This window comes from Novosphingobium sp. TK71, from assembly GCF_055361505.1.
In genome coordinates, this window is the sequence record NZ_CM143962.1 from 1,108,005 (window position 1) to 1,134,635 (window position 26,631).

Here is a 26,631-nt window from a genome sequence, read left to right on the forward strand (position 1 = left end):
GTTCACGGCTCGATCACCATTCCGTCATAGGCAACCCGAACATTCTCGGGAATTTCAGCGCTCAGTGTCGCATAATCCATGCTCTTGTCGAGATGGGTCAACACCGCTTGTCCGACCCGGCAGACTTCCGCGAGTTCCAGCGCCATGCCAAGATGAGCGTGCGTTGGATGCGGTTCGCGGCGCAGGCAGTCGACCACGAGAAGATCGGCGCCGTAGCACAAGTCGATCATGTCGCGGGTAATTTCACTGAAGTCTGTCATGTAACAGACTGATTTTCCGTCACAATCAAACCGAAACGCAGTCGATTCCGCAGGACCGTGCGGCATTTGCGCATGATCCACGCGAAACCCTTCGCAGAGCCTCAGCGTGTCGAGATTATCCAGCGAAATCAGTGTCGGATAGCCGAACTGCCCGGCGAAGACATATCCGAAACGCTGGCGCAGCCGCCTGACGGTCTCGGAGTTCGCAAAGCCGGGGATCGGGCCTGCGCGGCCGTAGCGAAGCGGGCGCAGATCATCGATTCCGTGGCAGTGGTCCGCATGGTCGTGCGTCCAGAACACGGCGTCGATGCGGTGGATTTCGTTCTGAAGAAGCTGCGCGCGCAGATCCGTGGAGGTGTCCACCAGGATCCTGGCGCCGGCATCGCTTTCCAGAAGGATGGAAACGCGGGTCCGTCGATTCCTGGGTTCGTCGGGATCGCACAGGCCCCAGTCGGCGCCGAATTCGCCGCCAAGACGAGGAACGCCGGTCGAAGTGCCGCTGCCGAGAATGGTAACCTTCACGCTGCGGCCTTCGTGAACAGCGAAAAGAAGTTGCGCGTCGTCGCTTCGCCGAGTTCCTCCACGGAAACGCCGCGCAGATCGGCTACGAAACGCGCCGTATCGGCCGTGAATGCCGGCTCGCAGCGCCTGCCCCTATGTGGCACCGGCGCAAGGAACGGCGAATCCGTTTCGACCAGCAGGCGATCCTCCGGAATGGTGGCAACAACCTCCTGCAAGTCCTTGGCATTCTTGAATGTCACAATGCCGGAAATCGAAATCGTCAGTCCCAGATCCAGCACCTTGCGGCCGAAATCGGCGCTGGCGGTGAAACAGTGGATCAGGGCCGGGAACGCCCCCTTCCCCATCTCGTCCTCAAGGATATGGAACGTGTCCGCTTCGGCGTCCCGCGTGTGAATGATCATCGGCAGCCCGGTTTCGCGGGCCACCGTGATATGCGTGCGGAACAAGGCCTGTTGCACCTCACGGTCGGACTTGTCGTAATAATAGTCGAGACCGGTTTCGCCGATGCCGATGACCTTGGGATGCCGGGTCGCTTCGAGAAGCGCGGCCTCGCCAAGGTCGGCATGCTGATCCGCCTCATGCGGATGAATACCGACCGAGGCCCATACATCGGGTTCACGAGCAGCAGTGGCGACCACCCTCTCCCATTCGCTGCGGCGCGTCGAGATGTTCAGAAATCCGCGAATGCCCGCCGCGCGGGCCCGGTCGAGAACACCTGTCTGGTCCTCGACGAGACCTTCGTATTCGAGGTGGCAATGCGAATCGATGAGCATCACGCGGCGGCTTCCTCCGGCAGTTCAAGGCGCGGGAAAACGCCGACCGGCTTGTCGACCTTGAAACCGCTGGCGGCGAGAGCCGCGAACCAGCCATCGTCGGCAAGAGCCGCGAAACTGCGCGCTTCGGCAGGCTGGCCCATCTGGTCCAGCAACTTGTCGATGGAAGTGGGAACCACGGGACGAACCGCGATCGCGAGGTCGCGAACGACCTGGAACAGCATCATCAACACTGCTTCCATGCGCGCGGGATCGGTCTTGCGCAGGGTCCACGGAGCCTGTTCATCGACATACTGGTTGCAGGCGAAGACGGCGCGCATCCATGCCTCGAGGCCTTCGCTGAACGACAGTTCGTCGAACGCCTTGCGCAGGCCGGCAATGCCTTCGGCAACGGCCGAAAGCAGGGCCAGATCAGCTTCGGCCTTCGGAAGATCGCCCTTAAGTTCTCCATCCATGTTCTTGAAAATCATGGAAAGACTGCGCTGAGCAAGATTGCCGAAACTGTTTGCGAGTTCGGCATTGGCCCGCGTCACGATGGCTTCGGCGGACCACGATCCGTCCTGACCGAATGCCACTTCGCGCAGGAAGAAATAGCGGAGCGTGTCGACGCCATATGTCTCGGCCAGACCGATCGGGTCGGTAACATTGCCGAGTGACTTCAATTCCTTCTGCCCCCGGTTGAGCAGGAAGCCGTGGCCGAACACCTGCTTGGGAAGTTCCAGCCCGGCGCTCATCAGGAAGGCCGGCCAGTAGACGGTGTGGAAACGGACGATATCCTTGCCGATGAGGTGAACGTCGGCAGGCCAGAACCTGGCGAATTCGCTCGTTTCTTCGGGGAAGCCAAGGCCGGTGATGTAGTTGGTGAGCGCATCGACCCAGACGTACATCACGTGATTTTCGCTGCCGGGCACCTTGATGCCCCAGTCGAAACTGGTGCGGGAAACCGAAAGGTCGCGAAGGCCGCCCTCGACGAAACGCAGGATTTCGTTCTTGCGCGTCTCAGGACGGATGAAGTCGGCCGAATTGTAGAGTTCGAGCAGCTTGTCCTGATATTTAGACAGGCGGAAGAACCACGATTCCTCGACCGTCCACTCTACCGGCGTTCCCTGCGGGGAAAGCTTTTCCCCACCTTCGCCTGCGACCAGTTCGCCTTCGTCGTAATAGGCTTCGTCACGGACGGAGTACCACCCCTCGTAACGATCGAGATAGAGGTCGCCGTTGGCCTCCATCCGGCGCCACAGTTCCTGTGTCGCGGCGTGATGGCGTGGCTCCGTCGTGCGGATGAAAACATCATAACCGACATTCAAGACATCACACATCTCACGGAAATGTCCTGACATTTCCGTTGCCAGATCCGCAGGTGTCGTGTCCAGATCGCGTGCCTTTTGCGCCATCTTGAGGCCATGCTCGTCCGTACCGGTCTGGAACCGGACATCGAAGCCTTCGGCCTTCTTGAAACGGGCAATGACGTCGGCGGCGATCGCCTCGTAGGCATGGCCGATATGCGGCTTGCCGTTGGGGTAGCTGATCGCTGTCGTTATATAATAGGGCTCGCCCATGCGGCGTCGCGCTTTCTTTTCCAGGAGTGTCTTAGCGAGCCGTCTCTCTAGGCATAGCGGCCGAAGCCAGCAACCCGCCAATTTCCATTATCAGGAGGCCCGCGTCGAAATTGTAGGTCGGCGCCTGCGTAGACAGGCGTGTCAGGGTGCCATGTGCCTCGATCAGCCGCATCTGGCGCGCGGGCGATGCGCCGGCCAGTTCGTTGGCGAGCGCCGTTCGCGCCAGTTCCAGCGTGGCCAGTTGGCGATCCCGTGCCGGGCGAGCACCCATCTCTTCGGCAAGGCTGCCGCGCAGATGATAATCTGCATCACCTTCTCGCAGGATCTGCATCATCAGGCGGTTAATGGGGCCAAGATCATGTTCGACGAAACTGATGGCGATGCCCGGCGACCCATGCGATGCCGCCACTGCGGCACGCCGCGTCTCTGCATCGGAATGAGGAGCATCCCGGCGAAGGACTTCATCGAGTTCCTGCTCGTTCAAAGCGGCGAAGCGCAAGACCCGGCAGCGCGAGCGGATAGTCGGCAGCAGGCGCCCCGGCTGATGGGCCAGCAGCAGGAAGTAGGTTCCCGTAGGGGGCTCCTCAAGCGCTTTCAGCAGTGCGTTGACCGCGCTCTTCTCCATATCGTCGGCCGGATCGATGATGATGGCGCGGCGATCGCCCAGCGTTGGCTTCGTCGCAAGGCGGCGGATCATTTCGCGCACCTGGTCGACCGAGATATTGCGCTTGGTCTGGTAAGGCTTGCCCTCGGCCTTCTTCTTCGCCTCGTCGTCGTTGGCGGGAAGATGCTCGAGGATGTGAATGTCCGGATGGGTGTCCGGGTCGGGCCTCGGCGCGCCGGGCAATCGTACCAGTTCGGCCGCGGCCACCCGCGCGAAACCGCGCTTGCCCAGGCCCTTGCCGCCAGCCAGCAGCCAACCATGGTGCATGCGCCCGGAATCGATCGCGGCCAGCCATTCTTGCCACGCGGCGTGCTGGCCGACGAACGGGAGTTCCTCGCTCATGTGCCTTCGCCCATCAGGCCGGTCAGTGCGGCGAGTACGCGGTCCCGCGTTTCCTCGGGTGTCCCGTCCCCGTCGATCCGTGCGAAACGTGCTGGTTCCCCTTCCGCGAACCGCGCGAATGCCTGCGCCACCCGGGCGTGGTAGGTCGCCTCGCGGCCGCCGATCCGATCGGTTCCGTCAACGTCGCGCAAGGCGAGCCGCTTGGCCGCGACGGCGGGAGACACTTCGATCAGCACGGTCAGATCCGGGAGCATTCCTTCACTGCCGATGGCATGAAGCGTGCGAATGTCACCATCCGAGAGACCGCCGCCGCCGCCCTGATAGGCTCGGCTTGAATCGAGAAAACGATCGCAGACGACCCAGGCCCCACGATCGAGAGCGGGCCGGATCAGCTTCTCGACGTGATCCGAACGCGCAGCGGCGAACAGCAGCGCCTCGGCGCGGGCTCCCCAGCCATCACCATCGCCATGGAGCAAAAGCTCGCGGATCGCTTCCGCTCCTCCGGTTCCCCCGGGCTCGCGAGTGGTCACGACGTCCAGTCCTCGTGCACGCAATGCCTCGGCGAGCAGGCGCGACTGGGTCGATTTCCCCGCCCCCTCCCCGCCTTCCAGCGCGATGAATTTTCCCCGGCTCATGAGAAGAAGCTGATAATCCCGTTCATCAGCCTGTCCAGAGGACCGGCCACGCCAACATCCTTTCCGGCGAACAAGGGGATATGCCCCGGCGCCAGACCTTCAACCTTGATTTCCAGTTCGCCGACCTGGTCGCCCTTGCGGATCGGCGCCACCAACGGCCCCTTGTAATGCACCGCAAGCGAGACTTTCTCGTGCCCGCCTCGAGGCAGGGTGGCGTGGACTTCGCGATTGGCGACCAGCGGCACCTCACGGGCTGCACCGCCCTGCACGCTGGCTTGCGCCACGGGTTGCCCCTGATCGAACAGATGGCGCGCTTCCCATGCCGAGAAGCCCCACTCCAGCAGCGCCTTGGCGGCATCGTCGCGCACCTTGGGTTTTGGCGAAGCGGCCAACATCATGACGAGACGGCGACCATCTCGTTCGGCGGTGCCGAGGAAGTTGTAGCCTGCTTCACGCGTGTAGCCGGTCTTGATCCCGTCCGCGCCTGGAACCACGCCAACCGTCGGGTCATGGCTGCGCATGGCAACGTCGCGCCAGAAGTAGTGCTTAACACCTGAAAACTCATGGTAAAGTTGCGGATGGCGCGTGATCATGGCGTCCGCCAGCTTCACCATGTCGCTGGCGGTGATGTATGTGTGGCCGTCATCCATCCAGCCATTCGGCGTGTTGTAGTGGCTGCCGGTCATGCCGATCCGGCGCGCGGCATCGTTCATCATCGCAGTCCATGCCGGCACGCTTCCCGCATACCCCTGCGCCAGCACCACGGCGCCGTCGTTCGACGATGCCGTCATCACGCCGTGGAGCAGATCGCGAACGGTAGGATGATCCTTTTCCGTCAGGTACATGGACGTACCCTTTGCGAACCATTCCCGCGCCGTTTCAGGCCGAACCGACATTTGCCGATCAAGGCTGAGCCGGCCTGCATCGATTTCCTCGAACGCGACGAAAGCGGTCATCACCTTGGTAACGGAGGCAGGCAGGAACGGCACATCGGGGCGGCGCTGGACAAGAACCTGCCCTGAACCGATGTCTACCAGGATGCTTACCGGTATCGGCGCGAGTTCCGGCGGCGGAGTGGGAATGGCTGCTCCTGCCGCACTTGCTGCGATGACGCTCGCGGGGACCGCAAGCAGGAGGGCAAACTTCAGGAAGGACTTCAAGGCGCGACTTCTCCCCGCGCATCCGGAACGGACGCGTTGGCCTGCGCGAAACGACCCGAAATCAATTCGCGCGCTGGATTCGTGCGTCGCTATACCCTGCCGCCCGGGCCTTCTCCAGCGCTGCGGCGGCTTGTGCACTGTTTGCGAAGGGCCCCATCTGCACACGCCAGAACTTGCCCGCCCTGCTCACGCTTGCACCAAGAGGACGCGCTGCCTTGCGAGCATTTTCTTCAACAGAAAATGCTCCAATCTGAACAACTTGCGAGCCATATTTTACAACCGATGGCGCAGGTTTGGCAGGAAAATGCGCTACTGTTTCCTGGGGTTGCGGCGTGGCGGGAGATTTTTTCTCAACCTTCGGCGGCACCGCTACCGCGACGGGGCCGGGATTCGCCTTTTGCGAATGAATTTCCGGCGTGGCAGCGGGTTGGATTGCCGGCCCCTTCGGCATCGTGGGGGGTGTGGACGGCAGCGGCAGCAACGGCGACTGGCTTTCGAGCTTGCGCCGCAAGACCTTGAGCAAGCCTTCCGGCGTTTCCATCCGCTCGGGCGCCTTGCCGCCGCTTCGCAGCATGGCCCGCTCCACTTCGGGAGGATTGACGCGTCGCACGCGAACAGGTGCATGGGCACCGCCCGCGATGCCGAGCTGCGCCGCTGCTTCCGGCGAAAGTTCGATGAGTGCATCGTTCACCATGGGCCCCCGCCGCTCCAGCCGGACCAGGATCGTACGACCGGTTCCCAGTGCGGTGACTTCGACATAAGCCGGCAACGGCAAGGTCTTGTGAGCGGCGGTCACTCCGCTGCCTTGGCCCACGGAAGCCATTCCCACGGCATCGTAGTTGAGCTGGTCAATCGGCGTCCACGTCGTCCCGCCAATGGTGAACGGATCGCCGAGGACGACCGGATAGTCGCCGGCAGGCCCGCTTGCAGGCAGGACGGGACCACGGTCCTTGCCAAACGCCGGAGCGGCAATCGATAGAATCAGCGCCGCAAGTGGCAGCGCATGGTTAACGGGCAATCTCATCTGCAAGCAACCCCACGGACAGTGCGTAGTAGTTCGAGCAGTTGTACTGAAGGATGACCCGATAATTCCCGGTTAACAGATAGGCCGGCGTGCCCGGCCCGTCAGGCTGGAACAGCGATGTCAGCACGTTGTCGGCAATCGCGCGCTGCGGTGTCACGCCGAGAGCCCGCCATTCCGAAACGGTCTTCCACTGGGAATGACGGGCGTGGACACGGTCGCAGCTAGGCGCTGCAAGCTTGCTGGCGTAACTATCGACATTGAGCCCGGAAGGCACCGATACGCGAACGCCCCATGGCTGCCCCGCACGCCATCCTGCATCGCGAAAATAATTTGCGATCGACGCGATAGTGTCTGCCGGGCTGGTGAAGATATCGCGGGTTCCATTGCCGTCACCATCGACAGCCAGCCGCAGGTACACGCTCGGCAGGAACTGGGGGTAGCCGAAGGCCCCTGCCCAGCTTCCCTTGAGACGGTAAGTGGGAACGCCCTGATCCACCATCTTGAGCAGCGCCACAAGCTCGCCCTCGAACAGCGCCCGACGGCGCCCTTCCCAGGCCAGTGTCGCGAGTGAGCGCGCCAGGTCGAAATCGCCGACATAGCTGCCGTAGTTCGTCTCATGCCCCCAGATCGCGAACAGTATGGGCGCAGGAACGCCATATCTACGCTCTATCGAGGGAACGATGCCGGAAAGGTCTGCATAACGCGCACGTCCACGAGCAATGATGCTCGGCCCGACGTGCTGGGCAATATAGGGAGCAACCGGCGGAGGCGTTGTCGCGCGGCTTGGCTGCGCCGAATCCAGTTCGACCACTCGCTGGTTCGGCGTGAGCCCGGTGAGCACCCGCGAAATGGTCGCCTCGGAAACGCCCTCCCGGCGCGCCCGCGCGCCCACCGCTTGCAAATAGCTGTCGAAGCTCTGCCCTCCCACGCTCTGAACCACTGGCTGCGCCTCGAGAACCGAGGCCATCGGCATGGCGGCAAGGGCGGCTGCAAGGAAAGGGAGACGCAGGGAACGAAGCTTCGAAGAAACAGTCATCCCGGCAAATCTCGCACAATGCGGCTGAGTTGCAAATGCCTTGAGCGTCATGGCCGTGGACAGTCATCGCAAGCCAACTGCCATCCGTCCCAATCCGCAATCGTTGTGGGACAACAAGCATACCCCTTGCAAGCCGCGCTGTTTTCTCTATGCGCTCAATCCGTGCGGACAGGTGGCCGAGTGGTTTAAGGCAGCGGTCTTGAAAACCGCCGTGGGTGCAAGCTCACCGTGGGTTCGAATCCCACCCTGTCCGCCAACGGTCCTTCCCAAGACATCCCAAAACAACGGGTATTGATCCACTCGGATCAAGGCTCGCAGTTCACCAGCATGGACTGGGCGGCCTTCATCCGGGCTCACAATCTTGAGCATTCGATGAGCCGGCGCGGCAACTACCATGACAATGCGGTGGCAGAGAGCTTCTTCTCGTCGCTCAAGCGAGAACGCATCCGGCGCCGAACCTACAAAACGCGCGACGAAGCCCGGCAGGACGTGTTCGATTACATCGAGATGTTCTACAATCCGCTCCGCAAGCAGGTCAGGAACGGGATGCTGTCACCCGCACAGTTCGAGCGGCTGCAGATTTTGAAAGCGGAAGGCGTCTAGAAAACTAGGGGCTACTCAGCCCTCCACAAGGCCGCGCTGACCTGTTGCAGGTGTTTTTCCTCGTACCGTTCTGCGTTTTGAGTGGTGAACTTTAGACGCTTCTCTGCGAAATCTCAGCCAATGCCATCCACCCGTCGACAATGAAATGAGTCAAAAGCCCGACTAAGTGGGCTGCTTCGTCGGGGTGCAATTGTCCGTCCGCAGTCGGCCGATCTCGCTCGATCACTATCCGCAGCGCTGCCAGGATCATTTCAAAGCCGGCGTCTTGTGACGTCGCATCCATCTCAGGGAAAAGTCGAGCAAGCTCGAGGCGGAATCTGTTGCCGTTTGGATAGATGAATTCTTCCAGCAAACCGCGAGAGGCACTGGCAGGGTCATGTGCCTCCTTGACCATGATCGCGACGAAGTGCCTGCCGCGCGGATCACTAAGCATCCGGGCGGGGCCATCAAAAAAAGCCCGCACTACGGCCCGAAGTTGCTCCTTTTGCGGCGCATCAGAAGCAGGCTGCTTCTCCAAGAGTAAAGTGCCTGCATCCACTTGGCTGATCCAATTCTCCCAAATTTCACGGTAGAGCGTCTCTTTCGTACCGAAGTGATACGGCAGTTGTCCCAGGTGAACACCTGCGGCTCCAGCAATTGCTCGCATTGATACGCCCGCAAATCCCAGTTTTGCGAACAGGGGTTCTGCAGCTTGGAGGATCCGCTGCCGGGTCGAAAGTTCGGGATTTGCCATCAGTCCTCCCATGGCTGCTGGCGCCCCTGCCATCAATGCCACCACTCGAATTATGATTTGTACGGCCGTACAAATGTCAATATGCAGACCCTGTCAACGAGAGATCAACGGGTCGTGATTCGTCACATCACCGAACAAATCCTTGCTGTTTGGGAGAGATTTTATGGGGCATCGCGAGGACTGCGTGTCTCGGCTGATCGGGCCGCAAGCTATCGTCGGCGCGGCTACCTACAGCCCCCGCAGGTGACGACCCACAAGAAAAGACTGGCGCTTGGGTCGGAAGCCCGCCGGCCCATTCGCGAATGGTACGAATGCTTTGTCGATTACCCGAGCGTGCACCGACAAGGTCAAATTACCGATCAGTTCCGCCGCTCCGAAACCGAGGGAAGCCGATGTACATTCACATCTTTTTGTTTCGCTGGAAGCCTGATGCGACAGCCGATGACTGCTCGCGTGCGACCCACGCAATCGAAGGTTTCCGCGGCGAGATTCCCGGGCTGCTCGAAGTTGCAGTTGGACCGAACGTTGCAGTCAACCACGGGGGCTACGGTTTTGGCGGATATATGAAGTTTGCGAACGCAGCGGCTTGCGCAGCGTATGCAGACCATCCTCTCCACGTAGCGCTTCTCGAATGGCTGTTGCCGCTGATCGAGGCTGTGGAACTCGACCTCAATCCCAGCAAGTTCGAAGGAACACCTTGAGATGAGCACCAGATTGGCGGTCGCGATGGCCGGACTAAGCGTTGCCGCGGCAGGAGTGACCCAGACCATCCTGGCTGCTCCCCCGCCGGCCGCTGATCTTCCACCGATTCAGATTATTCCAGGCACTCCGCCATTCAAAATCCAAAAGCTGGCGCTGGCCGAAGTTCCGCGACCGAGCGGAAAAGCGGAATCGCTCTTTAACGGCCGCGATCTCAGCGCATTCACGCCGTGGCTTGGCAAGCCAGGGGGCGGCATGATCTTTCCCGGTGCCCCGGAGCAACCGCTGGGAAGGACCGGTATCGGCGACATATTCCGTGTTGTCCGGGTAGACGGGGCTCCCGCGATCTATGTCTCCGGTCGTACATGGGGGGCACTCAATACGCGGCGAGCCTACTCGAAGTACCATCTCAGCCTGTCTTATAAATTCGGCAGGCAATGGTCGCCCGAGACACCGCCGAACAGCGGCGTGTTGTATCATAGCTTTGGCAAGGAGGGCGCCATACTGGGTGCTTTGGCTAGCTCGGTTGAGTTCGAGATTTCCCCACCCAGGACAGGCATGGTCATGCCGGTCGGGCTAGGTGTCCGCATGGATGTGACAATCGGTGAAGGTTCTGAAAAAGGGTCGATGGGCGGACCCGACTATCGTTTCCTAGCCGGGGGCAGGCTTGCCACCATCCGTATGCCGACCCAGGTCCGGCAGGCAACCGATGCCGAGCATCCACTCGGGCAGTGGAACCGGCTCGATCTATATGTCGCCGGCGAGAACTCTGTCCACGTCATCAACGGCGAACCGGTGATGGCATTGTCCAATCTCAAGGCCATCGGAGACGACGGTAAAGCGCGGCCGCTCACCAGCGGAATGATCCAGCTCCAGTCCGAAGGCACCGAAATCTATTTCCGCGACATTCGGATCGAACCGATCACGACCGTTCCGCAGATTGTTGTTAGGAATTGAACATGAAGGTAACGCAAGCCGCGCCTCGGTTCGATGTAACCCGCAGAGGACTTCTCAAATCTACTTCGACGCTGGCCGTCATTAGTTTGATGCCGGGCCAACTGGCCGCCGCGGGCATAGGCCGTGGAACTTCCACTCCAGCGATGTGGCAAGGGCGCTGGCCGATCCGTCCTTTGCTCAAGGCGGACCTGTCAAAGCTTCTGGACGAGAAAGGTCGCGCCAAGCCTGTCCATGAGCGCAGGCTGATCGATGACATGGAGTCTGACAATGGCTGGGTAGCATCTGCGGCGGTCTCGCTAAGCTACACCAGCGAACGGGCGCGATCCGGTAGCCGTTCGCTTCGGTTCAGCACGTTGCTACGTAACGAGGACTACATTCGGGCGGCGCGCCGTCCCAACGGCACGTTCCATGGTGAGGGTGTGCTCTTTGAAGGGCAGCCATTCGCAGCTTTCGCACGACGCACCTTCAAGGAGCCACAGGACTGGAGCGCGTTCAATCGCATTTCCATGTGGGCTTACGTCCACCCGACTACTAATCCGGTCAATGTGATATCGCTGCAGTTCACCTGTGAAGGCGCCCCAGCAGGCCCACTCGATCCGGTTGCAGTGCACTATATTGGCGACCTGAAACCGGGTGAGTGGAATCATTTGGTGTGGGAAATTCCCGAGCAGCACCGCGATCGCGTTTCCGAGTTTATGATTTTCCAAACGCTTTCCGGTGTCAGCATCGGCGGAGCAGACACGCGTATCACTTATGATTTTGATGAGCTGGCAGTCGAGAGGATCGATGCTGAGCAGCCTAAGGGCTGGGCCATTGCCCCTGGAACCATCGCCTTCAGCCACGTCGGCTATCAACCTGCCGGACCAAAGATCGCCATCGCACACGAGGGCTCCCACTCGTTTCAGATTGTTGAAGCTGATAGCAACCAGGTAGTGGCGACCTTGGACGCCGCCCCGGTCATTAACTCGCGCGGCTCCTATCGTAAGCTGGACTTCACCTCATTCAGTAAGCCTGGGCGTTATCGGCTGCGGCATGGCTCGACCAACAGCGATCCCTTCCTGATTTCCGACGACGCCTGGGAGCCAGTGATCGAAGCCACGCTCAACGCCTTTTACGGGTTGAGGTGCGGCTTCCCTGTGCCAGGTGTCCAGGATGCGTGCCATCGGGACGTCTTTGCGCTCTACAAAGGAGAAAAGCGCAGCGTCGAAGGCGGATGGCATGATGCCGCAAACCTGACCCAGAGCCCCTATCGAACCCACCTCTCGATCTACGCGCTGCTTGATTTGCACGATGCGTTGAAACTGCGCGGGAAGTCGGCGCTGGCCGAGCGCGCATTGGAAGAAGCTCTCTGGGGCTTGGACTGGTCGGTTCGTACCCGCTTCGCTCCGGCTCAGCGCGCGCTCTACAACCATGTGTCCTACTGGACCGACAGCAAGGTCGGCACCGCAGACGATGTCATTCAGGACGACGAGCGCAGTTCAGTTGGCCGGGATGATTTCCAGAACATCCTCGGTGTTCTTGCTGGTGCACGCTCTGTGCGAACTTTGCGGACGCGGGATGCCAAGCTTGCATCGAATGTGCTCAAGGCTGCGCGCGAGGACTTCGCTCTCGTTGCGGCGGCAATCCAACCTCCGAAGGATGCTCCTCCGCTCGAGATCAACCAGCCGAGTTGGCGGGACTTTATCGGCTATGCGACGCTGGCTGCCGTCGAAATGTACCGCGCAACGGGCGAGCGGCAATATGCAACCGAAGCGGCTCGCTTTGCCAAATGGCTCGTGGCCATCCAGGAACGCACCTTTATCGACGGCATTGGCATAACCGGCTATTTTTACGAAGACGCTGGAAGGACACGCATAGTCCACGAATACCACAACAGCTTCGAGGATTGCGGTCTTCTCGCGTTCTCGGCGCTGTGTGATGCGCTGCCCGATCACCCTGACTGGATGGACTGGTACGCGGGGTTGGCAATCTACGCCGATCATTTCTGTGTGACCGGCTCAGAGGCATCGGGTCCATTCAACATCATTCCAGCGGCGGTCTGGCGCAAGTCTGACCTAGACGCTCCGCAACCTCTTGATCGGACGGGCATGATGCTAGCGCAAAAGCCCAGCGCTGTGTTCCCCACACCGCCCATGCCGGACGTGATCCGCCGCCAAATGCAACAGCAGTACGATGCTGGAACCTCGCTCGGACCCAATCATACCTTGCGCATCTTCCCGCTCTGGTACGATCACGTTCGTAAGGGATCGAGTACGGTTCATATGAGCAAGACCATCGGTCTCGGTGCAGCGGCCGCGACGCTCCAACGAGCCGACCTCTCCGACTTGGCAGCGCGTCAGGTTCAGTGGGTCCTCGGCGCAAACCCATTTTCCCGCTCGCTTCTGTACGGCGTAGGCAACGCGTTTTGGCAGAATTTCACAGTGGCACTGCCAAACTTCGTTGGTGGCATGTCGCTCGGGTTCAATTCCTATGAGGAAGACGCCCCCGCCTGGGGTAACAATGCGGTGTTCCCGTACAAGGAGATGTGGGTTTACTCGAGCTGTCGCATGGCCATGAATTTTTCCCGCGTGGGAATTGGCGCTCGGCTGAAGGGAACAGCACCACAGGGAGCCGAGTTCCGGAACTCGCGAACAAAGAAGACGACTCGGGTGCGTCCGGGCAAGTTTGATCTGCAACTCGATGCCGGTCGTTACGATGTCCGATATGGCTCCATCGAAAGGCAACTTGCCGTCGCCGACGCCTCTTCTGTGGTTCTGTCGCTGGATCCACTGCGCACTGCAATCCTTTCGGCAACTTCGCGCCTAACTGAGGGCGGACGGCACCAAATCGATCTGACAGTTTCCGGTGCGGGTACACATGAACTGACGGTCCGGACGTGGAACGCTGCAGTGAGCGGTCCCAAGCAGGTCATCGCAACACAAACGGCAAAAACCTATCCGATTTCACTTGAAATCACTGATCCGTCAAAACCGTGGATCGTCGCGTTTGGTACGGCGAATGAACCCCACAATATGCTGACGATCAGCGGTAAGTAAACATGGAATAGTATACCAATTCCTGTTTCTGGATCCAATTACTTGTTACGCCAACGTTGCGCAAGATCGATGCGCAACGTTGGCGGGGCTGGCCTGCCTTATCTGGCAAAAGCCGGCAGCACGAAAAGGCTGAAAAGAACCAGGACGATCGCAGCTGCAGAGAGAATGCCGATCAACGAATGGGCTGATACTTTACCGCGCGGCGGTTGCCGTTGAAGAGGCCCCCGTAACGGCTGAAGCCGATGGGACGAAGGCGTCCGTGCATCGGGTAGCAGGCCCATAGAAAGCTGGTCCGTCCAATGAGAAACGCCCGAAAACGTCCGGAGAGTTGTTGAAGACAACGATCCAGCGGGCTGCTAGAGGGCAGCCATGGCTTCAATTTTTTCCTTGAAAAAGCCGGAAATCGCGATTGATTTCGGCACTGCGAATGTTCGCGTGGTTCATCGCTCCGATGGCATTTTATTCGATGAACCGTCGCTTTGCTGCTTCACTGGTCCTTCGGGTGCCGAGCGACTTCTTGCAGCCGGACAAAGCGCGCGGGCGATGGTGGATCGCACGCCAAGCCACATGCGGATCAAGCGTCCGCTTCGTCGCGGAGTCCTGCAGGACATCGATGCGGCCACGCACATGCTCAGCTATGCGCTGCGCAGCGCGATGGGACGCACACGGCTGGGCCGGACGCGCGTCCTGATCGGGGTGCCTTCGGATGCCACTCAGGCGGAGCGGGCAGCGCTTCTTACCGCGGCAAGCGACGCTGGCCTGGCCTCGGTCCGGCTTGTCCCCGAACCGCTGGCCGCCGCGATCGGTGCCGAATTGCCCATCGAGCGTCCCTCCGGAACCATGATCGTCGAATGCGGCGCCGGTACCAGCGAAGTGGCGATAATATCGCTTGGCGGCATCTGCGGGACGCGATCGGTACGTGTCGGCGGGGCATCGCTGGCCCGTGCCATCGCCGACGATCTGCACCTGCGGCACAAGTTGCTCGTCGGCGATCTCACCGCGGAACGCGTGATGGAGGAGTACAGCAACCACGCGCAAAACGGCGATCGTTCCGTACCGATCGAGGTCAAGGGACGCAGCCTTCGCACTCAGATGCCGGCTATCCTGTCGCTCTCCTGCGCAGAACTCGATCTTGTCGCGGAGAAGCATTTCCGCGTGATTATCGAAGCCGTACGTCAACTGCTCAGCGAAACTCCGCCGGAACTCAGCCATGACATTCTGGCGGACGGCATCGTGCTGACCGGCGGAGGCGCGCTTTCGCCCTTGCTCGGCTCGCTCATGTCAAAGGAAACCGGCCTTTCGGTGCGGACGGCAGCCGATGCGTGCGGATGCGTGGTGCGAGGACTGCAGGCGATGCTGTTGCATTGAGCCTCGAAGAGAGAGGCCACGGTACGGAAGGCAAGCCATTGATTAGCAGCGCTTACTACTACATGCGCATTTAGCCATCTAATCATGGAATTTTCCTGGCGCTACCTTCTCCCGGAAAACAGGAGAAAACGCCATGTCGCGACGCGCGATCACATCTGCAGCGATGCCGCTCCTGTTGGCGTTGTTCGCCGTGTCCGCGCAGGCCGCGCCCTCCCCCCTCGTCATCAGCGAACAAGGCAGTTTCGCGGTCGGTGGAACGATACACACCGAACCCGGCACCTTCGCCAACAACGCTCCGACGGCAGCGGGCCAAAGTCTCCACGCAGACCATCTCTATGCGTTCTATCAGGTGCCTGAAAAGCCGAGGCGGCTGCCTGTCGTGATGCTTCACGGTGCCTATCAGTCGGGGCGGAGCTGGGAAACCACGCCGGATGGCCGCGAAGGTTTCCAGACGATTTTCCTGCGCCGCCACTTCACGACATATGTCGTGGACCAGCCGCGCAGGGGGCGAGCCGGCAACAGCAGCGTGGCGGCGGCGATAGAGCCCGCGCCCAACGACCAGCTCTTTTTCGATCAGTTCCGCCTGGGGGCCTGGCCGGAATTCTTCGGCGGCGTGCAGTTCGATCCGCGTCCGGAGACGCTGGAGCAGTTCTTCCGCTCGGTCACGCCGAACACCGGCCCTTACGATGCCAGGGTCATTTCGAGCGCCATGACCGCGCTGCTCGAAAAGACCGGGCCTGCAATCCTCTTCACGCATTCGCAGGGCGGCGAGCCCGGGTGGCTGACCGCCATGGCAAGCCCGAATGTAAAGGCCGTGGTGGCATTCGAGCCGGGCAGCGGGTTCGTCTTTCCGAAGGGGGAGGCGCCGCCGGAAATGCCCAGTGCCGCCGGGACATTGAAACCGGTGGAAATAGCGCCTGCGGACTTCGCCCTGCTCACCCGCATTCCCATCGCGATCTTCTACGGCGACAATATCCCCGCCGATCCGACCGCGGAGCGCGGAAAGGATAACTGGCGGGTTCGATTGGCCATGGCGAGACTGTGGGTGGACTGCGTCAACCGGCATGGCGGCGACGCCCGCCTGATCCATCTGCCCGACCTCGGCATTCGCGGAAACACGCACTTCATGATGTCCGACCTGAACAACCTCCAGATCGCGGACGAGGTATCGAAGTTCCTTGCGGAAAAGGGGCTCGATCAGTCGGAGCACCCGCAATGACCGGTTCCATCCTCCATCGCAGCCTACCGCTCGTCCTCACCTCCACGAAGCTGCATTGGCACAACTTGCCCCGCTCTTTTCCCGCAGCGCTGAGCGGCTTAGCCGAGCGCCGACGCCGCGATCCCCGACACTGAAAAAGGAGCCGTCGAGTGAGCAAGAAGACCCGAAATCTGTTTTTCGCCGCGATGGTGCTGCTTGCAGGAAGCGCTTCGACGATGGCCGGGGCCCAGACCGCTCCCACACCGGACGACAAGCCGCCATCGCGGGCGCAGCAATTGATGGGCGATGTCGCCCCCAAGCTTGCCGAACTCACCGACGAAGTGCTGCTGGGCGACGTGTGGGAACGTCCCGGCCTCGCCAAACGCGATCGCAGCCTCATCACCGTCGCCGCGCTGATCGCGCTCAACCGGCCTGAGCAGCTTCGCTCCCACATGCGGCTTGCCCGGCAGAACGGCGTGACCGAAGCCGAACTGGTGGAAACGATTACGCAGCTTGCGTTCTACGCGGGCTGGCCCAACGCGATCGCCGCCGTCGGCATCGCTCGCGAGGTCTTCCAGTCAAAATGAGGTATCTTGGGATGAGCAATCGGGCGGGCCGCACGATCGCGGTACTGGGAATGGCCTGCCTGTCCGTCACCGCTCTGGCGCAAGAACCGGAAAAGGCCGAACGGCGGGGCGTTTCTGTCATCCGGGCGGGAACTGGTCCTGCGGCAAAAGGGCCGGCACAGAACTTCACGGGGACAGTCCGCGTGGAAGGTCGCTTTCAGCGTGAAGCGCCGGCGCGGGTGGGCGGTGCAACCGTAACCTTCGAACCGGGCGCGCACACGGCGTGGCATACGCATCCGCTGGGGCAAACGCTGGTCGTCACGCGCGGCCACGGCTTCGTGCAGGAGTGGGGGAGCCCCGCGCAGGCGTTCGTGCCCGGGGACGTCGTCTGGATACCGCCCCAGACCAAGCACTGGCACGGCGCGGCGCCGGATGACGGCATGGCCCATGTCGCCATTGCCGAAGTTCAGGATGGCAGCTCCGTCACGTGGATGGAGCCGGTCAGCGAAGTGCAATACCGCGAAGCCGTGGCCGTCATTCCGCGCGGACCGTCTTGATATCCTGATCGGCGGCCCAGCCGTTTATGTCCTCCCGGCGCAGCGCGGCCGCCATGAGGCCCGGAAACTGGTCGGGCGTACATGCGAAGACCGGGATGCCGAGCGCCGCCACCCGTGCGGACAGGGCGGGATCGTAGGACGGGCGGCCACTGTCGGTCAGCGCGAGCAGGACGATGACATTGACGCCCGACAGCACCAGTGTGGCCAGACGGTCGACTAGCGCGTCCGCGTTCCCGCCTTCGTAAAGGTCGGTAATCAGGATCAGGTGAGACTTGGAGGGACGTTCGATCCGGTCCTCGCAATAGGCCACGGCGCGGTTGATGTCGGTGCCGCCGCCGAGCTGGATTCCGAACAGCACTTCCACCGGATCGGCCAGTTCCCCGGTCAGGTCGACGATTGCCGTGTCGAAGCAGACCAGCCGGGTGGTCACCACCGGCAACGAGGCCATCACCGCCGCGAAGATCGAGGCATAGACCACCGAACTTGCCATCGAGCCGGACTGGTCGACGCAGAGCACGACCTCATCCAGATCCACGATCCGTCGCTGCTGGCGCATGAAGCCGATCAGCCGTTCCGGAACGACGGTCCGATGCTCCGGCTGATAATGGCTGAGGTTTGCGCGAATGGTGCGCGGCCAGTCGATATCCGAGAAGCGCGGGCGGCTGGTGCGGCGAGACCGGTCCAGCGCGCCGCGAATGGCCTCTGCAGTGCGCCGCTCCAGCCGTTCCATCAGTTCCGCCACGACCTTGCCGATGACGACACGGGCGGTTTCCCTGGTCTTTTCCGGCATCACGCCGCGCAGCGCCACCAGATCGGCGACGAGGTTCACGTCCGCCTCGACCGTGGCGAGAAATTCGGGTTCGAGCAGCATCTGGCGCAGGCCCTTGCGCTCGAACGCGTCCTTCTGGATCACCTGCACGACGGAGCCGGGAAAGAACTCGCGGATGTCGCCCAGCCATTTGGCGACGCGCGGAGCCGATCCGCCAAGCCCGCCGCGTCCCTTCATCTCAGTGCCATCGCCATAGAGCGCGGACAGCGCCCGGGACATCCGCCGGTCGCCGTCGGACAGCGCCGCAGTACCCTCCTCGGCTTCGGTTCCCAGCGCCAGCGTCCATCGGCGGTCGCGCTCCATGTCGCTCATCGCGGTGCTCCTGCGTTCATGAGGCCCAGGACGCGGGCTTCATGCGCGGGCCAGATCGCGTCGGCGCCGGGCAGCAGCCGATAGCCGCGCGCATTCGATGCGCCGCGGCCCAGCGCCGCATCCATGAGCCGCCGCCGCGCGCTGCGGTCAAGGCTGGAAAAGACGCGGCGAAACAGTGGCAGGTTGGTGATGAACGTCTCTTCGTCAAGCCCGGTAAGCCAACCGTCTACGGCATCGCGCAGGGGCGCATCATGGACCAGTCGCTCACCCATGCCCGCAAGGAAACCTTCGAAGAAACCCGCCGCCTGCGGAACCGGTGTCCCCGGCGACAGCATCCGGCCTAGCAGCGTGGCCGCTTCTTCCGCGGTGAGCAGATCGGCCTCGTAGAGCAGGCGCGCGGCGGCACCGGCAATGAGGCGCGTCGCCCGGTCATCGCCGATCAACCTGCGAAGCGCATCGTGCCAGGTTCCGGCGATCGCGCCGCCGAGCTGGGCAAGCTGGATGGCCGCTTCGGCCGCGAGGATGGCATCGCGCAGGGCGGCCGCCGGCTCGGCATCGAGATCGCGCGCCGCGTAGGGCAGCGCCAGGGCCGCCTGGACGACCATGCGCGGCATGAGATCGGCAAGATGCCCAGCCATGCCGCTGCGCGCTTCGCCGTAGCGCAAAATGTCGGCCATGGCGGGCAGCGCGGCCAGCAAGGCAAGACAGTCGCTGGTGAGCGCCGCCTTCGTTTCGAGCAGCCCGGTGCCGAACTCCGCTGCAGCGGGCAGACCGGCGATCATCGCGCTGCGAACCAGCCCGGCTAGCGCGGCGAGATCGGGTTCGGCGCGCATCGCATCGGTCAGACGCCCGGTCGCCGCCTCCGCGATCGTCGAGCCGTGGACGAGGTTCTCCACCAGCCGCACGGCAAATTCCGGTTCCCAGCACAGCAGCCAGTTCTCCCGGAAGGTGCCCCTGCTCCGCCCGGCATCGGCCGCCCTGCCCCACGGCACGTCCAGCGCCGCCAGCCGGTGAAGCAGGGTCGAGCGGGCAAGCCCGCTCTCGCTGCGCAGGTCCAGCGTCAGCGCGCGCTCCAGCGCTTCGGGCTTGAGCCGCGCCGCCTTCTGCTGGCGCTGCAGATCTTCCAGCAGGGGAGCCAGCGGGGTGTCGGCCGGGATCGTGCCCACACCTGACCCCACCAGCAGTTCCGCCGCGATATCGTCCCACACCGCCCGCTCGCCGTTGCACAGGCAGGCGACGGCTGCATCGCGCAATTCCTCGAAGCCGGGATGCGGCCGCGCCCGCATTGCCGCAAGCGCATGGCCCAGCCGCTGCGCCTCGATCACCGAGGCGGTGGAGACGAAATGGCCGCGTTCGCGCATGATGCGGGCGATGCGGGCCAGCCAGATCGCATCCCGGTCGGAGGCATCGCGGGTGTTCCAGAGATGCGCGCACCAGCCCGGCGCCACCACACCGGCGCCATAACCGCTCGCCCGGGCGAGACGCGGTTCCGTCCACGGTGCCCAGGTTGCCCGCATCCTGACTTTCGCACGCCCCTTCAGCAAGGCACGGTCAGCGGTGAGGCTGTGCCGCGCGGCGAGTGCGGGCACGTGCCAGGCCCCGCATATGACCGCAACCGGTCCCTCGCTCTCCTTTGCGGCCCGCGCGATCTCGATCCGCATGTGCGCCTCCCGTGCCGCTTCACGCGCGGGGATAGCGCCCGCTTCGCTGCGCAGCGCGGTCATCGCGTCGGCCACCGCATCGAACACTGGCCCCGATGAAGGCGTTTCCTCGATCACGTCCGACCACCAGCTTTCGCCGTCATAGTAACCCGCCGCGGCGGCCAGCACGCCGATGGGATCGTGGCTGATCGGATCGTCACCCGCACAGGCGGCCGCTTCCTGCCCGGCGCTGCCAGCGTGTTCGCCGAGACGGTCAGACGCGGGCAGGTCGATGAAACGCAGCCCCGCGCCCCGCGCCATTGCCCAGCGCGCCGCCTGATACTCCGGCGAATAATCCGCGAAGGGGAAGAAGCTGGCCTCCGAGGGATTGTCCTCGGCATACGTCAGCAGCGCGACCGGCGTTTCCATTGCCGGGTCGGCCAGCATCGGCAGCAGGTGGGAGGCATCGGACGGTCCCTCGATCAGCACGGTAGCCGGCTGGAGCAGGTCGAGCGCCTCCACCAGCCGGCGCGCGGAGCCGGGGCCATGGTGGCGGATGCCGAACAGCGATACCTCTGCCGCCATGGGCTCAGATCATCTCGGTGAGTGAGGCGTAATAGCTCTCGAAGCCGCGCCGCTTCTTGAGCACCGTTTCCAGGTATTCGCCCAGCACCGCCCTGTCCTGCACCGGGTCCTTCACCACGGCGCCGATCATGTTGGCCGCCAGCGTTTCCGGCGTCAGCCTGCCGTCGTTGAAGAAGGTCGCCTGACTGATCCCGCCGACCATCACGCCGATGGCCTCTGCCGTGGAGAGCCCGCCCGACGGCGATTTGAGCGCGACCTTGCCGTCCTCCGTCGATCCGGAGCGCAGTTCGCGGAAGATCGAAACGACCCGCGCCACTTCCTCGGCAACGTTCCGGGGGGCGGGCAGATCGAGGCTCTGCGCCATTTCGCCCACGCGCTTGACGATGATCGCCACTTCCTCGTCCGCACTGTCCGGCAGCGGCAGGACCACGACGTTGAATCGCCGCTTCAGCGCGGAAGACAGCTCGTTCACGCCCTTGTCCCGGTTGTTGGCCGTGGCAATGATATTGAACCCCCGCTGCGCATAGACGGCGCTGTTGAGTTCGGGGATCGGCATCATCTTTTCCGAGAGCACGGTGATGAGCGTGTCCTGCACGTCGCTGCCCATGCGGGTCAGTTCCTCCAGACGGCAGAGCTTGCCCGCTTCCATGGCCCGCATCATCGGCGTGGGTACCAGGGCTTCGCGGCTCGGCCCGTGCGCGAGCAACTGGGCGTAGTTCCAGCCATAGCGCACCTGGTTCTCGTCCGTCCCGGCAGTGCACTGGATCACCATCGTGGAATCGCCGGTGATCGCGGCGGCGAGATGTTCCGAGACCCAGCTCTTGGCCGTACCCGGCACACCCAGCAGCAGCAGCGCACGGTCGGTGGCGAGCGTGGCCACGGCCGTCTCGATCAGCCGCCGGTTGCCGACGTACTTGGGGGTGATGACGGTTCCGTCCGCCGTGGTTCCCCCCATGAGGTAAGTGACCACGCGCTGCGGGGATAGTGCCCAGCCGGGAGGGCGACGATCGCTGTCGCCCGCCGCCAGTGCGGCGAGTTCGCCGGCATGGATGGTCTCCGCCGGGAGACGCAGAATCTCGCTCATGGTATCGCTCCTCTATCGTCCAGTGCGGCGTTCAATCTCAGCATGTCGAGACGCGGATCGGATGCGAGCATCCCCGCCGCCGCCAGATGTTCCAGTGCCTGCGCGGCTGCCGCGCGCGAGGCCACAAGGCCCAGCGCGAGCAGTTCGGCCGCGTGATCGCCGGGCCGCGCGCCATCCTCGCCGAGCTTTTTCCGCAAGGCGGCGCCGGCAGGCGTGGCGATGACATTCTCCATGCTGCCATCGCCGCCCATGATGCCGAGCGCCTGCGCGAAGCTGGCGCCCGCACCGCGCAGCGCCTGCATCGCGGCGGCGCGGCGCTGCCCGGGCGCGAGACGCGGGACCAGCGGGCCGAACCGGAACGGATCAAGGGCATCGCTGCCCGTAAGCGCCTCGGCAAGCAGCGCGACGATGCTATCGGAAGCAGAGCGCGCAGCCATCTCCGCCAGGGCACGGTCGGCCATGGCATCGCCGTTCCACGGCCAGGCAGCGATCAACCGTTCCGGTTCAAGGTCCAGAGCCTGAGCGAAAGCGGCGAAGGAGAGCGCCTCCATCAAGGTGTTTCGGCGATTGCGCTGGGCGGGCGTCTTGAGCGCTTGCGGCACGACAACGCGCCCACGCCGGAGCAGGCCCCTGGCCTGCACGGAAAAGAAACCGGCAAGCTCCGCCGCATCCTCGCCGCCCCGGACCCCATGGCCGAGCCGCGCCAGCAGCGAAGCGGCAAGAGCCTTGACGCGGGGCGCTCGATCCCCGCCCAGCCCTTCGAGAAACGGGATATCGGCCTCCGACAGGCCGCAGTCGAGCAGTTCCAGCAGCCTCACACGCAGGTCTGCGGTTTCGCCGCCGATCTTCGCGGACAGCAGGGCCACCGCGCGCTCCGGCTCTTTCCCTCGCAGCACGGCGAATGCCGCCCGCCGCACGGCGGGCTGCCACAGGCTCCAGTTCTCGGCCGTCAGGCCCTCGCCGTCCGCTTCCGCCCGATGGGACGATGTAGCCCGCTCCGCCGAGGCGGCCCAGTCCTGCCACGGTGCGTAGATGTCCGGCACATCGTCATTCGCGCCGGGCAGCCAGTCTCCGGGATGGAGCGTCCAGCCGCGAGAGTTCAGGAATGCAAGAAAGGCCCGGAGATAGCCCGGCTCGCGAACCTGCTGCAGCAGGCGGCGTGCGCGTGGACGCAGGTTCTCCGCAAGCGGCGGGTCCGTCAGCCGGGGCAGATCGGCCAGCATGCGGACTTCACCTGTCGGTTCGGCAAGCGTGAGCACGCCGAGAAACTGGCCGGACAGCGCCAGCAGCCGCAGTTCCGCCTCCTGCGCTTCATCTCCCATCGGTCCGCGCCACGCGGCAGGAGCAGCGTCAACCGCGCTGCCGCCCATCGTCCAGCGCGTCAGCACCGACCCCAGTGCGCCGGGAATCCCGTCAACCATGGCCGATGCGCCCCCACGGCGTGTGCGCGGCGAGCAGTTCGATCCGCCCGCCCGACCAGAGCACGGCGGCCTGCGTCAGCTCGGTTCCGGCGATGACCCCGCTGACCTCGCCGGCCAGCGGAAGCGCCGCGCCCCCGTCGCTCGGCTGCCACCATGGCAGGTCGGCACTGTCGAAACCGATGCGCCCCCGGCCAAGCAAGATCGGCCGCTCGATCGCCCAGGGTTCCTCCAGGAAGGGCGCCGTCAACACGTCTTCCAGCGCCGCCGAGGTCACCGGCCATCGGAGGGGCGGGTCATCGGTGGGCGCAGTGCCCCGCTGCACCAGCACGGCGCGCAAGGGATGACGCGCCGGATAGAACGCCAGTTCGCCCTCGAACTGTTCGCCCGGCGTGAAAACCGATCCGCGGCGCCCGGTGCCGGCGGGGAAGAAATCGAGCAGCATCGCAAAGCGCGGTCCGCTCTCGCCAAGGTTCAACAGCCAGCCGGTTTGGGACACCAGCCCGTCGCGCCGCGTGCGCACACGCTCGCCCAGCACTTCCCAGGTGGAAGAGACGCGAAGGGCCGCGCCGTCCGCCAGCAGCGCCTCGCGGGCTTCGGCGGCGGCAACGGCGCGGCGGATCTCGGGATCGGTGGGCGAGGCGCGGTAGGCGCGGGACAGCATGACGAGCCGCGCCAGCTCCACCGTGGCTCCGCGAATGCGGTCTCCCGCCGGCAAGGCAAGGACACGGGCCGGAAGTTCATCGACATGACCGGCAAGTGCCGCTGCCTTGCCGTCTACAAGGCGGGCGCCGATGCGGCGGCACCGCGAGGTCGCATCCTCGATGAAACCGCCGAGGCCGAGGCGAAGCTGGTCGCTCACCCATTGCTCCAGCGCGCCGAGTGCATCGAGGATCGCCTGGTGCGTATCCTCGGCGCGTTTCGCCGAAGCGGCCTCGCGCCGGGCCGCTGCCTTGGGGTCTTCAGCCGCCGCAGGTTCCGCGCGGCGCGCCGCCGCAAGATCCTTTTCCGCAGCGGGCGCGCTTTCGGCAGGCGGGCGGGCGGAAGTGCCGGAAGGCCGGCGACGTCCCAGCCAGTCGCTCACCCAATCCGGCGTTTCGCCGCCGGGGAAAGGAACCACTGCCTCTGCCCGGAGCCAGAGCAGCGCGAGCACATGCTTGCAGGGAAACTTGCGCGAGGGACAGGTACATTTGTTCCCGAGATCGCGCAGATCGGCCATGACGCGGTAGGGATTGGCGCCCGAGCCCGCGCACTCGCCCCAGATCAGGGCTGCATCGTGACTGGCGCCCACGCCCGACCATTTTCCCGGCCGGGCCAGCCCGGCGGCCGCCTTGAGCGATGCCTGGTCGGCGGCGAGCTTTTCCACCGCCTGCAACTCGATCGCCACGCTACCCCCGAATCTACCCCATCAGGATGATAGGCCGCGGCGATGAAACCTCAACGACATTGATAGGGAACGGTAAAAGGCAATGCCCGGCCCCGGCCCGACCCCATCAGGCCAAGCCGGGGGCACGGCTGTTTCAGTCCGCCTTCCTGGCCTTGTGCTCAGCGAGGAGCTTGTCGAGTTCGTCGATCCGGAGCCGCTCGGGCGTGCCCTTGGCAAGGCCCTTCAGGCGGCATTCGGCCCACAGGCTCCGGCGCTCGGATTCGAGGGCCTTGAGGTAGAGATCTGCCATTGTTTCATTTCCTCTTTCGGGGATTTTTCGGACCCGACCGGCGTCCCGCCGTCCTGGCGGTGCCTTCGGTGTCCTCGATGATGAGCTTGCGCCAGCGTTCAAGCCGTTCGGGCGTCAGCGATCCCTGCCGCAGCGCGGCCTGCACCGCACATCCCGGCTCCGAACCGTGGCTGCAATTGGTAAAGCGGCATTCCAGCGTGAGGGCGACGATATCGTCGAACACTTCGGCAATGCCGAAAGCGGCATCAGGCAACTGGAACTCCCGCATGCCGGGAGTGTCCACCAGGCAGCCGCCCTTGATCGGGCCGTCCAGCCGGTGCAACTGCCGCACGGTGGTGGTGTGCCGGCCCTTGCCGTCGATCTCGCGGATGGACTGGGTGGCGATGCTCTTCGACCCGCGCAGGGTATTGACCATGGTGGACTTGCCCACGCCCGACGATCCGAGCAAGGCAACGGTCTTGCCCTTGCCGCAGTACGGCGCGAGGTTCGACACGCTCTGCGGATCGCGGCCGTTGACCATCTCGACCTCCAGCCCCGGCTGCAAGGCGCGCGCGGCTTCGAGGAAGCGTTCCGGATCTTCCGCAAGATCGATCTTCGTCAGCACGATCACCGGCTTCACGCCCACGTCCCGCGCAAGCACGAGATAGCGTTCGAGGCGCGCGATATTGAAATCCTGGTTGCACGACGTGACGATGAACAGCGTATCGACATTGGCTGCAATGAGCTGAATCCGCCGCTGGTCCAGCGGAGCCTTGCGCTTGAACAGGTTCATCCGTTCAAGCAGGCGCAGCGGCTCTCGCGTTTCGCGGTTTACCATCAGCCAGTCGCCAACGGTGGGGCGATCCTCCGGCCCCTTCGAATGCGGAAGAGTGGAAGAGATCATTCCTTCCTGGCCGACCCCCGCGATCTCGATCATGCCCCGGTGCACCGCCATCACCCGCACGACGCACGCTTCGCCCTGTTCTTCACCGGGGACAAGCTGGCTGCTGAAGAAGGCATTCCAGCCGAGGTCTTCGAGAATGGCGTCAGAGGCTTCCATGAACTCGGCAGGGACTTTCTTTGATCCGGGTCCAGGTTTTCGTCCTGGCCCGGGCAATGCCGGCGCGGCATCGTGGAACCGCGGGAGCGGCTTTGCAGGTCGCATACAGATTGTTGCGCCGTGGGAACACCATTACCTTTGCGGCGCCTGTCCGGCCGGTACGGCGGGAGGGCCATTCCTGCACGAAGCAACAGTCCGTGACAGAAAGCGCATGTCTTGATAATGGGCGATTCCACTGATGTCGCCCTTTGAAGGATAATGGCTGGGTGCGACGTGCACCTCACCTGTCCTCAAGACGCTGCAAGCAGGGCCTGCGCCGCGTTGGACCAGGCCCGTCAACAAAAGATCAGGGACGAT

At 63.4% G+C, this 26,631-nt stretch carries 23 protein-coding genes, 1 tRNA gene and 1 pseudogene; 9 read left to right on the top strand and 16 right to left on the bottom strand.

The window, feature by feature from the left end:
• Nucleotides 1–2: 2 nt before the first annotated feature.
• The 8 genes from ACXJ16_RS04995 to ACXJ16_RS05030 all read right to left on the bottom strand — a co-directional run bounded on the left by ACXJ16_RS04995 (nucleotide 3) and on the right by ACXJ16_RS05030 (nucleotide 7,975).
• On the bottom strand, nucleotides 3–782 hold the full coding sequence (locus ACXJ16_RS04995; protein WP_324695268.1) for an MBL fold metallo-hydrolase: 780 nt from the start codon (nucleotides 780–782) through the stop codon (nucleotides 3–5).
• Nucleotides 779–1,555 (bottom strand): TatD family hydrolase, encoded by a 777-nt coding sequence (locus ACXJ16_RS05000; RefSeq protein ID WP_463921759.1) that lies wholly within the window; start codon nucleotides 1,553–1,555, stop codon nucleotides 779–781. Before ACXJ16_RS05000 ends, ACXJ16_RS04995 begins: the two co-directional genes overlap by 4 nt.
• The gene (gene metG, locus ACXJ16_RS05005) at nucleotides 1,555–3,114 is read right to left on the bottom strand and encodes a methionine--tRNA ligase (protein ID WP_463921511.1); all 1,560 of its coding nucleotides are present in this window, start codon (nucleotides 3,112–3,114) and stop codon (nucleotides 1,555–1,557) included. The genes ACXJ16_RS05000 and metG overlap by 1 nt, the downstream gene beginning before the upstream one ends.
• A gap of 31 nt (nucleotides 3,115–3,145) precedes the next feature.
• Nucleotides 3,146–4,120: a DNA polymerase III delta subunit-related protein gene (locus ACXJ16_RS05010; RefSeq protein WP_463921513.1), complete on the bottom strand. Its 975-nt coding sequence runs from the start codon at nucleotides 4,118–4,120 to the stop codon at nucleotides 3,146–3,148.
• On the bottom strand, nucleotides 4,117–4,755 hold the full coding sequence (gene tmk, locus ACXJ16_RS05015) for a dTMP kinase (protein ID WP_185997396.1): 639 nt from the start codon (nucleotides 4,753–4,755) through the stop codon (nucleotides 4,117–4,119). Before tmk ends, ACXJ16_RS05010 begins: the two co-directional genes overlap by 4 nt.
• Nucleotides 4,752–5,915 (bottom strand): D-alanyl-D-alanine carboxypeptidase family protein, encoded by a 1,164-nt coding sequence (locus ACXJ16_RS05020; protein ID WP_054437757.1) that lies wholly within the window; start codon nucleotides 5,913–5,915, stop codon nucleotides 4,752–4,754. Before ACXJ16_RS05020 ends, tmk begins: the two co-directional genes overlap by 4 nt.
• Nucleotides 5,916–5,976: 61 nt before the next feature.
• Entirely contained in the window at nucleotides 5,977–6,939 is a 963-nt protein-coding gene (locus ACXJ16_RS05025; RefSeq protein ID WP_463921515.1) for a septal ring lytic transglycosylase RlpA family protein, read from the bottom strand.
• Nucleotides 6,923–7,975 carry a lytic murein transglycosylase gene (locus tag ACXJ16_RS05030; protein ID WP_054437753.1) on the bottom strand — a complete coding sequence of 351 codons (1,053 nt, stop codon included), beginning with the start codon at nucleotides 7,973–7,975 and terminating at the stop codon, nucleotides 6,923–6,925. Before ACXJ16_RS05030 ends, ACXJ16_RS05025 begins: the two co-directional genes overlap by 17 nt.
• Nucleotides 7,976–8,141: 166 nt before the next feature.
• Between ACXJ16_RS05030 and ACXJ16_RS05035 the strand changes: the two genes are divergently transcribed.
• Nucleotides 8,142–8,231 (top strand) — tRNA-Ser (locus ACXJ16_RS05035).
• Nucleotides 8,232–8,251: 20 nt separating this feature from the next.
• Nucleotides 8,252–8,578: pseudogene (locus tag ACXJ16_RS05040) on the top strand (IS3 family transposase); the annotation flags it as partial.
• A 91-nt stretch (nucleotides 8,579–8,669) separates the two neighbouring features.
• On the opposite strand, the gene ACXJ16_RS05045 reads toward ACXJ16_RS05040, so the two are convergent.
• Entirely contained in the window at nucleotides 8,670–9,356 is a 687-nt protein-coding gene (locus ACXJ16_RS05045) for a TetR/AcrR family transcriptional regulator (protein ID WP_082370425.1), read from the bottom strand.
• Between the two features lie 347 nt (nucleotides 9,357–9,703).
• On the opposite strand from ACXJ16_RS05045, the gene ACXJ16_RS05050 reads away from it, so the two are divergent.
• From ACXJ16_RS05050 to ACXJ16_RS05080, 7 genes are all read left to right on the top strand, one after another.
• Entirely contained in the window at nucleotides 9,704–10,012 is a 309-nt protein-coding gene (locus ACXJ16_RS05050) for a Dabb family protein (RefSeq protein ID WP_185997398.1), read from the top strand.
• A 55-nt stretch (nucleotides 10,013–10,067) separates the two neighbouring features.
• Nucleotides 10,068–10,967, top strand: a complete 900-nt coding sequence (locus ACXJ16_RS05055; protein WP_463921516.1) for a 3-keto-disaccharide hydrolase — start codon at nucleotides 10,068–10,070, stop codon at nucleotides 10,965–10,967.
• 2 nt (nucleotides 10,968–10,969) lie between these two features.
• On the top strand, nucleotides 10,970–14,002 hold the full coding sequence (locus ACXJ16_RS05060; protein WP_463921517.1) for a glycoside hydrolase family 9 protein: 3,033 nt from the start codon (nucleotides 10,970–10,972) through the stop codon (nucleotides 14,000–14,002).
• Between the two features lie 369 nt (nucleotides 14,003–14,371).
• The gene (locus ACXJ16_RS05065) at nucleotides 14,372–15,370 is read left to right on the top strand and encodes a rod shape-determining protein (protein WP_185997400.1); all 999 of its coding nucleotides are present in this window, start codon (nucleotides 14,372–14,374) and stop codon (nucleotides 15,368–15,370) included.
• A 133-nt stretch (nucleotides 15,371–15,503) separates the two neighbouring features.
• On the top strand, nucleotides 15,504–16,589 hold the full coding sequence (locus ACXJ16_RS05070; protein WP_463921518.1) for an alpha/beta hydrolase: 1,086 nt from the start codon (nucleotides 15,504–15,506) through the stop codon (nucleotides 16,587–16,589).
• Between the two features lie 149 nt (nucleotides 16,590–16,738).
• On the top strand, nucleotides 16,739–17,155 hold the full coding sequence (locus ACXJ16_RS05075; protein ID WP_463921519.1) for a carboxymuconolactone decarboxylase family protein: 417 nt from the start codon (nucleotides 16,739–16,741) through the stop codon (nucleotides 17,153–17,155).
• A gap of 11 nt (nucleotides 17,156–17,166) precedes the next feature.
• Nucleotides 17,167–17,691 carry a (R)-mandelonitrile lyase gene (locus ACXJ16_RS05080; protein ID WP_463921520.1) on the top strand — a complete coding sequence of 175 codons (525 nt, stop codon included), beginning with the start codon at nucleotides 17,167–17,169 and terminating at the stop codon, nucleotides 17,689–17,691.
• Here ACXJ16_RS05080 and ACXJ16_RS05085 read toward each other — a convergent pair.
• The 7 genes from ACXJ16_RS05085 to rsgA form a co-directional block, all read right to left on the bottom strand.
• Nucleotides 17,669–18,832 carry a VWA domain-containing protein gene (locus tag ACXJ16_RS05085; protein ID WP_463921522.1) on the bottom strand — a complete coding sequence of 388 codons (1,164 nt, stop codon included), beginning with the start codon at nucleotides 18,830–18,832 and terminating at the stop codon, nucleotides 17,669–17,671. The two genes, ACXJ16_RS05080 and ACXJ16_RS05085, sit on opposite strands and share 23 nt — an antisense overlap.
• Nucleotides 18,829–21,057 (bottom strand): DUF5682 family protein, encoded by a 2,229-nt coding sequence (locus tag ACXJ16_RS05090; protein WP_324695126.1) that lies wholly within the window; start codon nucleotides 21,055–21,057, stop codon nucleotides 18,829–18,831. Before ACXJ16_RS05090 ends, ACXJ16_RS05085 begins: the two co-directional genes overlap by 4 nt.
• A gap of 4 nt (nucleotides 21,058–21,061) precedes the next feature.
• The gene (locus tag ACXJ16_RS05095; protein ID WP_324695124.1) at nucleotides 21,062–22,141 is read right to left on the bottom strand and encodes an ATP-binding protein; all 1,080 of its coding nucleotides are present in this window, start codon (nucleotides 22,139–22,141) and stop codon (nucleotides 21,062–21,064) included.
• Nucleotides 22,138–23,562 carry a DUF5691 domain-containing protein gene (locus tag ACXJ16_RS05100; protein ID WP_324695123.1) on the bottom strand — a complete coding sequence of 475 codons (1,425 nt, stop codon included), beginning with the start codon at nucleotides 23,560–23,562 and terminating at the stop codon, nucleotides 22,138–22,140. Before ACXJ16_RS05100 ends, ACXJ16_RS05095 begins: the two co-directional genes overlap by 4 nt.
• Nucleotides 23,555–24,946, bottom strand: a complete 1,392-nt coding sequence (locus ACXJ16_RS05105; RefSeq protein ID WP_463921524.1) for an SWIM zinc finger family protein — start codon at nucleotides 24,944–24,946, stop codon at nucleotides 23,555–23,557. The genes ACXJ16_RS05100 and ACXJ16_RS05105 overlap by 8 nt, the downstream gene beginning before the upstream one ends.
• Nucleotides 24,947–25,079: 133 nt before the next feature.
• Entirely contained in the window at nucleotides 25,080–25,235 is a 156-nt protein-coding gene (locus ACXJ16_RS05110; protein ID WP_165913197.1) for a hypothetical protein, read from the bottom strand.
• Nucleotides 25,236–25,239: 4 nt separating this feature from the next.
• Nucleotides 25,240–26,274, bottom strand: coding sequence for a ribosome small subunit-dependent GTPase A (gene rsgA / locus ACXJ16_RS05115; protein ID WP_185997408.1), 1,035 nt, complete (start codon nucleotides 26,272–26,274; stop codon nucleotides 25,240–25,242).
• Between the last annotated feature and the right edge of the window lie 357 nt (nucleotides 26,275–26,631).